At 35.5% G+C, this 12100-nt stretch carries 11 protein-coding genes; 5 read left to right on the plus strand and 6 right to left on the minus strand.

Translation table 11 applies throughout. The features are described from left to right. The 3 genes from QZ657_RS14125 to QZ657_RS14135 form a co-directional block, all read left to right on the plus strand. Window positions 1-503: enolase C-terminal domain-like protein (locus tag QZ657_RS14125; protein WP_291967713.1), on the plus strand; the 503-nt coding region annotated here is incomplete at its 5' end. Next, window positions 503-1546, plus strand: coding sequence for an aminotransferase class I/II-fold pyridoxal phosphate-dependent enzyme (locus QZ657_RS14130; RefSeq protein WP_291967715.1), 1044 nt, complete (start codon window positions 503-505; stop codon window positions 1544-1546). The genes QZ657_RS14125 and QZ657_RS14130, both read left to right, overlap by 1 nt. Before the next feature lie 129 nt (window positions 1547-1675). Continuing rightward, on the plus strand, window positions 1676-2122 hold the full coding sequence (locus QZ657_RS14135) for a hypothetical protein (RefSeq protein WP_276472907.1): 447 nt from the start codon (window positions 1676-1678) through the stop codon (window positions 2120-2122). 64 nt (window positions 2123-2186) lie between these two features. Here the strand turns inward: QZ657_RS14135 and trxB are convergent, their stop codons facing one another. Further along, on the minus strand, window positions 2187-3170 hold the full coding sequence (gene trxB, locus QZ657_RS14140) for a thioredoxin-disulfide reductase (RefSeq protein WP_276472906.1): 984 nt from the start codon (window positions 3168-3170) through the stop codon (window positions 2187-2189). Window positions 3171-3391: 221 nt separating this feature from the next. On the opposite strand from trxB, the gene QZ657_RS14145 reads away from it, so the two are divergent. Then, a complete protein-coding gene (locus tag QZ657_RS14145; protein ID WP_291967717.1) occupies window positions 3392-4087 on the plus strand; it encodes a LytR/AlgR family response regulator transcription factor in 696 nt (231 codons plus the stop codon). Window positions 4088-4099: 12 nt separating this feature from the next. Here QZ657_RS14145 and QZ657_RS14150 read toward each other — a convergent pair whose 3' ends face one another. The 4 genes from QZ657_RS14150 to QZ657_RS14165 form a co-directional block, all read right to left on the minus strand. After that, complete coding sequence (locus QZ657_RS14150) at window positions 4100-5233, minus strand: formylglycine-generating enzyme family protein (protein ID WP_291967719.1); 1134 nt, start codon at window positions 5231-5233, stop codon at window positions 4100-4102. Between the two features lie 49 nt (window positions 5234-5282). Next, complete coding sequence (locus QZ657_RS14155) at window positions 5283-8474, minus strand: glycoside hydrolase family 2 TIM barrel-domain containing protein (protein WP_291967721.1); 3192 nt, start codon at window positions 8472-8474, stop codon at window positions 5283-5285. Between the two features lie 501 nt (window positions 8475-8975). After that, the gene (locus tag QZ657_RS14160; protein ID WP_276472902.1) at window positions 8976-9215 is read right to left on the minus strand and encodes a hypothetical protein; all 240 of its coding nucleotides are present in this window, start codon (window positions 9213-9215) and stop codon (window positions 8976-8978) included. Window positions 9216-9440: 225 nt separating this feature from the next. Continuing rightward, on the minus strand, window positions 9441-10037 hold the full coding sequence (locus QZ657_RS14165) for a GrpB family protein (protein ID WP_291967724.1): 597 nt from the start codon (window positions 10035-10037) through the stop codon (window positions 9441-9443). A gap of 440 nt (window positions 10038-10477) precedes the next feature. Here QZ657_RS14165 and QZ657_RS14170 point away from each other — a divergent pair, with 440 nt between their 5' ends. Further along, a complete protein-coding gene (locus QZ657_RS14170; protein ID WP_291967726.1) occupies window positions 10478-11443 on the plus strand; it encodes an IS110 family transposase in 966 nt (321 codons plus the stop codon). 43 nt (window positions 11444-11486) lie between these two features. Here QZ657_RS14170 and QZ657_RS14175 read toward each other — a convergent pair whose 3' ends face one another. Continuing rightward, the gene (locus tag QZ657_RS14175) at window positions 11487-11948 is read right to left on the minus strand and encodes a hypothetical protein (RefSeq protein WP_291967728.1); all 462 of its coding nucleotides are present in this window, start codon (window positions 11946-11948) and stop codon (window positions 11487-11489) included. Between the last annotated feature and the right edge of the window lie 152 nt (window positions 11949-12100).

Consider the following 12100-nt stretch of genomic DNA (forward strand, 5'->3'; position numbering starts at 1 on the left):
ATGCTATTTTTAGAATAGATGCCAACTGTGCATGGACGGCACAAGAGACCATACACAATGCACCATTATTAAAAGAATTGGGCGTAGAGTTTTTAGAACAACCTTTGAAAGCTGATGATTGGTCTGGTATGGAAGAAGTCATGCACCATAGTGTATTACCCGTAATTGCTGATGAAAGTTGTATTGTAGAAAGTGATGTAGAAAAATGCGCTTTACATTTTAGTGGTATAAATATTAAACTGACCAAATGTGGCGGCCTCACCCCTGCCCTACGCATGATAAAAAAGGCTAAAGAATTAGGTATAAGTGTAATGGTTGGTTGTATGACAGAATCTACAGTAGGTATTTCTGCTATTGCTCAGATAATTCCACAATTAGATTATGTGGATATGGACGGTGCTTTATTATTGAAAAGTGATATTGCAACGGGTGTTCATATTGAACCTGACGGGAAAGTAATTTTCCCTAAACTTGCCGGTAGCGGTGTTCAATTTTTAGATTAATGTTTACTATTGATGAATTTCCTGATAGAACTATAAGCGTTGACGGTAAGGAATACCTATACTTTGGCGGTACGTCTTATTTGGGATTACAGACAAATGCAGATTTTCAATCATTGTTCATCAAGAATATCAAAAAATATGGCACAGCTTACAGTGCCTCTCGTAAATCTAATATTAAAATATCCATTTTTGATGAAGTGGATGCGTACTTGGCAAAAATGTCAGGTAGCGAAAGTTGTATTACCCTGTCTTCCGGGTATTTGGCGGGGCAGTTGTTATGCGACTATTTTAGCACTACTGACTATCAACTATTTTACGCCCCAAATACACATTCCGCTTTATATAGAAACCACCAGAAATTATCTGAAAATTGGATGGAACTAGAAAATTCGCTTAAAAAATTAACAAACAAAACACCTGTACTTTTTTTGGATAGTATTGACTTTCAAGCTAACAACTACCCTAATTACAACTATTTAAAAAGGTTAGCGTTAGAAGATATTATTTTGATCGTAGATGATTCTCACGGAATAGGGATTACAGGCAAAAATGGCGGAGGCAGTTTTAGATTTTTGAAATCACTACAGCCAAAAAATCTATTGGTCTCATGCTCATTGGGCAAGGGATTTGGCGTACAGGCCGGTGCCATTTTTGGCAATTTGAACAGTATAGACCAATTAAAGCAGACTCCTTTTTTTGGTGGCGCCAGCCCGGCAACACCAGCAGCCTTAGCTACTATTAGAGATGCTCAAGAACTTATCAAAATAAAAAGAGCTCAATTACATAAAAATACCGAGCTCTTCTTATCAAAATTATCAACGACTTCTATTTTTGTCTTTGCAGAGGGTCATCCTACCTTTAATTTTCAAAATGAATTACTAGCTACCTATCTTAAAGAAAACGGAATAATAGTTACAAATTTCAGGTATCCCACAGAAAAGGATTCTTTAATAAGTCGTATAGTTTTAAGCGCTTCACACACAAATCAAGACATTTCAACTCTTTGCAATATTCTTAATTCATTTTACACATGTACCCAATAATTGATACAATAAGATGATATTAATTATGTTATTCGTAATTATTAGTTATATTTTTTATTAAATTCCAATATATAATTCGTATCTTTTTAGTATACGTTCACCTCTTTTATTAACTAACACCTTATCACTATGAAAAAAATTATAGGTTTGGTTTTGTTGATGCTCTTATTGGTTTCAGCAGCCTCTACAAATTCTATTAATGAAAACTATATGCATACCATACAAGGTACCTGGGAGCTAGAAAGTTTTTATAATTACGACGGACAACAAGTTATTGATACCATACCTACAGCAGATGGGTACAGACAGGTTAAAATGTATTATAACGGAAAAATTATGTGGACCAGATATGTACCCGTGGACAAAGTAGGTAGATTTGGTTACGGTACTTATAATATTACAGAAGATAAATTAATGGAAACACTGGAATATGGAGATAATGAAATGATCCAAGCTATGGACACCATGCGCATATTTACATTTGAACTTCAGCTTAGCAATGATAGGTTTAGTCAAATTAGTTTAGACGAAGAAGGTAACCGTACCTTCTCTGAAAACTATGTTAGAATAGATTGACCTTGAATTAAAAAACAAAAAAGGCCCATTCAAAATGAATGGGCCTTTATTTAAAACTTTTTTACTATAATTTATATTGGTCTGCTACTGCTTCCTCAACAGAACCAATGGCTGCCAAATAACGCTCAGCATCCAAAGCAGCCATACAACCAGATCCAGCAGCGGTAACCGCTTGCCTGTATTCTTTGTCTTGTGCATCTCCACTGGCAAAAACACCTGGTAAATTAGTCTTGGTAGACTTACCTTCTGTAATAAGGTAACCAGTTTCATCCATATCTAACTGACCTTTAAATATATCCGTATTTGGTTTATGACCAATTGCGATAAAGATACCGGTAATAGCAATTTCTTCCTTTTCACCTGTTTGGTTGTTTACCATACGTAAACCTTCAACAACCTGATCACCTAGTACTTCATCAACTTCGGTATTGTAACGTACATCAATATTCTTTATACTGTGTACCCTATGTTGCATTGCTTTAGAGGCTCTCATCTCATCTCTACGTACCAACATTGTTACTTTATTACAAATGTTGGCCAAATAAGACGCTTCTTCAGCGGCAGTATCACCCGCACCTACTATGGCAACATCTTGACCCTTATAAAAGAAACCGTCGCACACTGCGCAGGCAGATACCCCTCCACCTCGCAAACGTTGCTCACTAGGAATATTAAGATACTTGGCAGATGCACCGGTAGAAATAATAACCGTTTCTGCCTCTATTACCTTATCATTGTCAGCAACTACCTTATGAATACCTCCTTTTTCCTTTGAAAATTCTACAGAAGTGATCATACCTATTCTAACCTCGGTACCAAAACGTTCTGCTTGTTGTTGCAATTGTACCATCATCGTAGGACCGTCTATACCCTCCGGATATCCAGGAAAATTATCTACTTCCGTTGTGGTGGTCAATTGACCCCCTGGCTCCATACCTGTATACATAACAGGCTTTAAATCTGCACGGGCAGCATATATTGCAGCTGTATACCCTGCAGGACCGGATCCTATAATCAATGTTTTTACACGTTCTATTTTATCAGACATAATATCAAGTGGTTCTATTAAATTCTCTACTACAAAAGTAGGTTTTTGAGCTAAAAACTTACAATATAGTTATCAAAAGTTTTTATACGAATATTAGCTATGAAGATAACTATTTACTATTTTTCGCCTGTTTTTCTAACTTTAAGAATACATTAAATAAAGAAAAAACGAACTTTCCCCCATTCTTTACGTATGTATAATAGAACTTATATTATTATCGAATGAAAACCTTTAAATGTGCTATTATAGAAGATTCTAACACACAAAGGAAACTTCTAGAGCAAATTATTCAGCATAATAAAAACCTAAAACTGGTACATTCTTCAAGTGCTACCAATGAAAGTCTTGCCCTAGTAAATGAATTGAACGTAGATTTTTTATTTTTAGATATTGAAATGCCGGTGATGAACGGCTTTGAGTTTCTTGCAGGATTAAAAATAACCCCTCAAGTTATAATTACCAGCCATGACCAGAAATATGCACTTGAAGCTTTTGAATTCAATGTTACCGATTTTCTTTTAAAACCATATAGTAATGAACGGTTCAATATCGCTATTACAAAAGCCATAGACAAAATCAAGTTCATTAAAAACAAACAACCCGAAAATAAGATTACGGTAAAACACAATTTAAAACAGGTTGAACTTAATGTTCATGGTATTCTTTATGTTGAAGCTTTAGGTGACTACGTAAAAGTAGTGACCCAAGAACGTAATTACATTATATTATCTACAATGAACGCTTTTAACAAACGATTGGAAGCGGATAAGTTCATTAGAATTCATAAATCTTATATCGTTAACCTAAAAATGGTTGAACGCTATAACCATGAATTCATAGAAATTCAAAACAAGAAAATACCAATTAGCCGTGCAAAAATTGTTGAACTTGATCAACTTCTAAACTGCATAGAATAATATCATCTTTGTCTAGTTTTTCAACATTTTAGCAGTTGCAACCGTTCTAAAGCCTGTATGCTCTAATGAGGAATCCATACTGGACCCCATTCTTGCAGACACACGGTAACTTGCGCAATACGACGCACTACACAAAAAGGACCCTCCTTTGATCACTCTTTCTTTTGCAAGCGGGTTATTTGGTGTATACGGACTTTCTGCACCTTTGGGGTTTACCAAAACCGTATTTTTAGACTTAGCTTCTTTGTAATAATCGGTATTATACCAATCACTGGTCCATTCCCATACATTACCTGCCATATCATATAATCCCAATGCATTTGGCGGGTATGATTTTACGGGAGCCCTAAGTTCAAAACCATCTGCCAAGGTATTTTCAACAGGAAATTCTCCTTCCCACGTATTCGCTTTTTCCGCAAGAACGGATACATCATCGCCCCAATTATAAATGGTACCATATGAGCCCGCTCTTGATGCCAGCTCCCATTCCGCCTCTGTAGGCAAGCGCCTATTTGCCCATTCGCAATAAGCCAATGCATCTTCGTATGAAACCTGTACCACCGGGTAATCCTCTTTTCCCTTTATGGAACTCTTTGGTCCGTTGGGGTGTTTCCAATCTGCGCCAATGGTCCAATTCCACCACTGGGAAAAATCATAAAGATTAGGTACTGAAGATTTTGCTTTTTTAAAAGTCAATGAACCGGGCTGCAATATGGAATCGTGCGGTTTTTCTGTGCCTGCCGGTACTTGCTTTTTCAATTCTTCCCAATCAATTCCCCTTTCTGCTACCGTTACATAACCTGTTGCTTTTACAAATGCAAAAAATTGTGCATTGGTTACTTCGGTAACGTCCATAAAAAAACCATCTACCATTACATCGATTGCCGGCTTTTCATGATCCATTGCTATTTTATCATTATTAACAGCACCTTGTTTAAAAACAGCACCCGGCACCCAAACCATACCTTTAGGAGCAGTTACTCCTTCCGGTTTTTCATTTAATACCGTATGATCTATTACCGGTGTAGGCTTTTCATTCTCGGTTTTCTCTTCTTGCTGTATTTTGTCTTTCTTGGGTTCTGACTTACAATTGACCATCAACACACCAAAAACGACCAAGGCTACATATTGCATGCTTTTCTTCATGGTCTAAATATACTTTCTACTATTTAAAATTCTGATCAATAATAAGATTTTAACGTATAGGACTTATTACATACTCAAACGAAAGATTTGCGGGTTTGATCTGATATTTCTCCATAGGTAGTAAACCCCAGCTATTATCACCACCTACACCCATTTGACTATGGTCAATATTTATATTGATCAAATCTCTTTTTGGGACATCAAACGTATGCTGCTGCCTTTTTTGCATACCTTCATCAAAATCTGAATTCAATCGATGGTGCGCACTGAACGAGAATAAATCTGGTGCGGTAATTTTAATACCCTTCCCGTCCTTGTTCTCAAAGGACAAAGTTCTAATATCCGTTCTGTTTCCATTCTCCTGCGGACGAATATATTCATAATACAGATCAGACACCTTAGCATTATACACGCCCACCAGAGCAGATGTATTACGATCTTGGTAGTTTTCATGTTTTCCCCTACCATACCATGCTACCTGATCGTAATTGTTATCAATAATCAGGTTATTACCAAATCTTGGCAGAATGGGCAAATCGCCCTTAATACCTTTCAATTGTGTGCTCACCAAAATTTCACCTTTCGCATTAATTGTGTATGTTACCTGTACCTCTCCATTTACCGATGGTAGACCGTATGTTGCATTTAACTTAAAATCATTTCTAATCTTAAACGGATTAGCGGTTAACTTTACAGCATCAATAATTTTCTTGCCTTCATTGGAATTCACTTGTAAACGCAATAGATTTTGAGTATCGGTAGCATCTTTCCAAGGCTTTAATAATTTAGGCATATTGTAGCCATAATCATTATCGTTAGGTGCGCGCCAGAAATTAACGGCAGGTCCCTTTTGAAACAGATTTCCCTGTCCGTAATCTATGGATGATAATGTTCCGTCCTTACTATTAAAACCTATTTTGAATCCGTCACCTGTAACGGTAATGATATTTTCTTTCTTGGTCAGTTTTAATCCGTCAATATTCTCTTTAAAAACAGATGGTTTAAAATCTGTCAATTGAAACTGTTCGTAAGCCAATAGATAGTGCTCAGGAATTAATGCACTTTCTTGCTTTGTGGTCATATATACATTTAAATGATACTCAGAAGTGGCATTTGCTAATTCTGGCAATTCTATTTGCACTGCTTTAGTCTGATAAGGAGCAACATCAACATCGGCAATTTTTCCTTTACCTACTTCTACCCCATTCTCCAACAATCTCCATGAAAAATTATATTCGGACAGGTTGGTAAAATCATACATATTCTTTAAACTGATTTTTCCCGCTTTTGGATTCTCCGATGTAAACTTTACATATTGATATACTTTTTTCACTTCATATAAAGCCGGATGTGCAGAACGGTCAGGATTAACCAAACCGTTCAAACAGAAGTTGTTATCGTTCTGTAATTCCGCTCCGCCCAAATCGCCCCCAAAGGCATAAAATTCTACGCCATCTTCATTGGTAGCCTTTAGGCCTTGGTCTACCCAGTCCCAAATAAATCCGCCTTGCAGCACATCATATTTTTCTATCGCATCCCAATATTCTTGTAAGTTTCCAACACTATTACCCATGGCATGCGCATATTCACATTGAATCAAAGGCCTCTTAGGATTATTTTCTGCATATTCAATAGTTTGATCTACCCTTGCATACATAGGTGCCTGTATATCGGTATTAGAGAAATTTGTGGCTCCTTCGTACTGTACAGGTCTTGTTGTATCATGTGCCTTTAACCAATCATACGTATCAAAAAGGTTTTGACCGTTACCGGCTTCGTTTCCTAAAGACCAGGTTACTATAGAAGTAAAATTTTTATCGCGTTCAAACATTCTAATCGTTCTATCTAAATGCATTTCTCTCCATTCAGGTCTATATGCAGGGTGAATGGCAATTGCGGCCTCATCACCATCCAAACCTTGATTGGTTGCTCCCATACCATGAATTTCAATGTTGGCTTCATCAACTACATAAAAACCATATTTATCTGCCATTCTATAGAAAAATTCGTTTTTAGGATAATGACTACAGCGAATAGCATTGATATTGTTTTGCTTCATCACCTTCATATCTTTCAACGTAACCTCTTCACTGATCACATGCCCGGTTACTTCATCATGATCATGTAGGTTTACGCCTTTGATCAATACGGGCATACCGTTCACCAAAAATTGATTGTTCTTGATCTCAATTTTTCTAAATCCGATTTTTGAACAGATGGCTTCGGTAACATTGCCTTTTTTATCCTTTAATGTAAAAAGTAGTGCATAAAGATTAGGTTTTTCAGCATTCCATGTTTTTACATCAGGAATCTCCTGAGCGAATTTTACCGTAGTTATTCCTTCAGCGAAATCTAAACTTTGGTTTACTTTAAAGACTTCTTGTGCTCCATCCAATAATGTAATTTCTACTTGAGTACCTTTTTGTTTCTTACCGGTATTTGCCAATTCTAGGTCTAAACGGAATTTACCGTTCGTATAGGTCTCATCTAAATCTGCCACCACCGTGTAGTCTTTGATAGTAGCTTTATTGGTTGCATACAAATAGACATCCCTATCTATACCACTTAACCTCCAAAAATCCTGATCTTCTAAATAGCTGGCATCAGACCAGCGTAACACCTGTACGGAAAGGTCATTTCTGCCTTCTTTTAAATACTTGTTGATATGAAATTCTGCCGGAGTTTTACTGCCTTCACTATACCCTACCATTTGCCCGTTCAAGTATACGTACATGGCACCGCTTACCGCTCCAAAATGCAGGTACACTTCTTTATCTTCCCAGTTTTCAGGAGTTTCAAAATGACGCTTATAACTACCAACGGAATTAATATCGTGAGGTATAAATGGCGGATTCTTTGGAAACGGATATACCACATTCGTATATATGGGCGTACCGTAACCTTCCAGTTCCCAATTAGACGGAACCTTTATGTTATTCCACCCAGAGGTATCATAACCCGGTTTATAAAACGATATAGGTCTTTCCGGTACACTTGCCGCGTAATTAAAACTCCATTCTCCATTTAAAGACTGATAGTTTAAAGAATTCTCCCAACTTTCATTTGCCAAAGCTGATTTTACTTCCTCATAGCGATAAAGCGATGCCGTAGGTTCTTCTCTGTTAATCTGAAATATTTCAGGATTCTCCCATTCCGGATTTTCCCATGTTGGAGCTTGTGCATTTAAAAATGCAGTGAATAAAAAGATGCCGAGTACGCAAATTTTAATACCGTTTTTCATGTTCTAGTTGTTCAAGTGTGTTAATTTCAATATTTGCAAAATCACTCATATAATAGAGATTTCGCATTTATACCGATTTCAATTAATGAAATTCACATTTTAGTACACGCAAAATTATGTACTACATTAAATTCCATCCTTGCAAAATACAACTAAACTTGTGGATTTAAAAATGAATTATTATTGGAGAAAGCAACTTAGAAACAACAAATAGGATTACACTTAACAGTTTTAAACCCATTCCTTATTCATAGCAGATTATAGATCAGTTTTTTATACCGTTATTTTCTGCCTATAATTTTCGTTCAAGAAACTTGTAAATAATAAATTTGATATAACCTTAACTTTTTTATTTTGATTCTTTCCTTAGTAGTTGAATACATGTAATAACACTGAAAATAGCAATCAAAAATCTTCCTTGAAACAATAAGCCTAAGGCAATAAAAAAACCTAGAATACCAATAACGACAGATACCGCATAGTTCTTATTCCTATCCATAACTATTGCTCTATAATAGGCTTCGTAAGCGCATTTTTATTTTTGCTGTTGGTCCTTCTTTTCCTAACTTCCATAATGACCACTCCTGAAATCAAAAAAACAAAACCTAGAAATTTTAGGAATTGAAATTCCGAAAGCATGTCCGGTATTTCTCCATCAGAAAGTTTTATAACTATTCTAGCCAACATTCCTATTCCAATTAAAATGCATCCAATAATTTCCAAAACTTTACCTAATTTCATATCAGTACTTTATGATTACAGTCTATAGGTAAAATTTCAAGTCAGTTTGTTACAACATTTTATAATAAAATGTTTAATGAAGTAAATTTTAACTGACTTGTGTTTAAAACATAGCGTGTAAAAATGTACTTACTTTTAAAGACTAAAAATAAAAGCCAAATTAAAAATTTGGTGGGTTTTCAAATGCAAATAAACTTTTTAGTTTAGCATTGATTAGCTATGGATTTATACACCCTGTTGCTCGCCGCTTTTTCTGCTGATTATTTCTAATGTTTCGTTGACAAAATCTGTCTTTCCTAGGACATAGGAACCTCTATCATTTTTAAATTTAGAGGCTAGCTCAAGTTTCAGATTCTCGTACTCTTTCGCTCGTTTTTTATTGGTATTCAGATAGTCTCGAAAATCTATTTGTTTCCACATCACATTATCTTTTGGGCACATATGGATATGAAAAATTTGTTCTTTTTTACCCTCCAAATTATATCCTTTTCCAAATGATGAATATTCCTTTATATCTTCTCTTGCTGGCACTTTAAAATGAGCGTAGCCCAATTGCGTAAATTCTTCAATCAAATTTTCATCAAACAAATATGCTTTAGGTATTTCAATCATTAAATCGATATATGGTTTGGATTTTATCAAAGGAATTGATGAACTCCCAAAATGCTCAATACGTAAAATCTTTTCATTACCAACCTTATCTAAAATCCGTTTTTTCTCGTTTTCAAAAATGTTTATCCATTCAGGATTATGGTCCACCAATTCTATCGGAAAAAGTGTATTCCAATCCTCTTTAGTTAAATCATTTAATGTCTTTTTCATTAATTCTTAAATTATTAGAATTTGTAATGCGGTTAATTTATGAATAATAGTAGGTGTTTTTGTACTTATCTTCCGTCTACGCATGAGGCTAAAGCTCCTAGCTTAATTGCCATTTTCTTTTTTCCAAAACTAAATTTGAGTATTTCACTCAGGTGTAATTTTCAATCTAGCGACTTTATAAATATACACAGACCTTTCGTTTTGCCCTAAAGTCCGCATTACGTTTAGGCATCCTAAGTTAGTAATCTGTTATCTTTTATGGTTTAACAAAAGAACAAAAGAGCAGAGTAAGGTTATTTTAGGTTTAGGAACTTCAGATTCCGTCAACAAAGAAAATCCCTGCTCTTTTACTATTCAAATACGATCAGTTCATTAGGTCTTTAGAACCTGTTTCTAGGATGATGTATAGCATTAGTTTTTGTTCTTTAAAATTTAATAATATGAATAAAAGTACAATTTTTGTAGGGATAGATATCTCTAAAGATGTTTTCGATGTTTATGATTCTAATAGTGGTCATTTCCAATATAGTAATGACGAGAAAGGTTTCAAGTTGTTCCAAAGGAGCATAACTGCCGATAATTGGTGCTTAATTGAAGCTACGGGATGTTATCATCAACAACTTGCCATTGATCTTTTCGATAACGGTTTACGTGTTTCCGTGATAAACCCCTTGATCATCAAGCGTTTTATACAGATGAAACTAAATCAGGTAAAAACGGATAAGAGCGATGCCAAGATGATATGTCGCTATGGCAAGGAACAAGCTTTGGAGCTATGGTCACCGGAACCTGGTTACATCGTAGAGAGTAAAACCCTTCAAGGAGTTGTCCGCCTTTATTTTAAGCAACGTACGGCCTTAAAGAACACACTTCACGCAATGTCCACAAGTAAACGTGGAAAGGGTATGCTAATGCGTTCCATCGTTCGTCAACTGAAAAGTTTGGATAAGGAAATAAAGTTATTTGAAACGGAGATTGAAAAGTTGATACGTGCGAACGAACAAGAGCTTTATACCAGGCTGAACGCTATACCGGGCGTTGGCAGAAAAACCGCTATGCTTTTAATTGTCTGTACGAACGGTTTTCGGGATTTTGAAAGTTCACGGCAGTTGTCCTCCTATTTCGGTCTGGCACCGAACGAGCGAAGTTCGGGCAGTAGTGTAAGGGGAAAGTCCCGAATAAGTAAAATGGGAGACTCCTTGGTGAGGAACCATCTTTTTCTTTGCAGTTTTACAGCTTGTGTCCATAACCCTCAATGTAAGGCGTTATATGACAGGATAGTTTTAAAAGGGAAGAGTAAAAAACTGGCTTTGATAGCAGTCTGTAATAAATTTATTAAACAAGCTTATGGTATAGCCAAATCAGGTTTGGATTATGATAGGAATTATGTGGGTAGATCGAGCTAGATTTTATTTGTTTTTCAGCTCAGTTCTTTGTTGCCAGTAGTTTTTATTCCCAGTTTTCTTTTAATCTATATACTTTTCCAGATTCTTCAAGTTCATCATCTAAGCTATCGTCATATTGAAAATTTTGAACCTGCCATTTGTCATTTGGTTTGTAGAAAACAAAGGTAAAACGTACTGGCTGTCTATCGTATTTTAGCATATAACTTACAAGTTTGAAACTTTTACCAACACCTTTTTCCGTAATTTTTTCATATCCATAATATTTTCCAACTAGTCCTATAAAACTGGTTAATTGTGATTTGACATTTTCAACGGCATCTTTTTTTCTGTCCATCATCCATTTGTTAGTGCCAAAAGCAAAATCAACTGCTTTTTCGGGAGATTTTTCATAAGTTTTAAAAAACTCATTTATTATTTCATCTGTAGATCCTTGTGCATTTAATTGCGCAGTAGAAAAAATAATTGATATAATTAATACTATTAGTTTTACATTTTTATTCATCATTATAATATCTGTTTTTATAAATTACTTACAACGGTCTAGTGTATGATTTCGTTGCGTGTTTAAGCACTAAATTTAGCAAATAAATCACAGATAGAAAGTCCGCGAGGACTTTCGTAAGTAGGCTCTAACTAGCAATGAATTATACACATTGT

Origin of the sequence: Maribacter sp. (assembly GCA_020629415.1) — a bacterium.
Classification (GTDB): domain Bacteria; phylum Bacteroidota; class Bacteroidia; order Flavobacteriales; family Flavobacteriaceae; genus Maribacter; species Maribacter huludaoensis.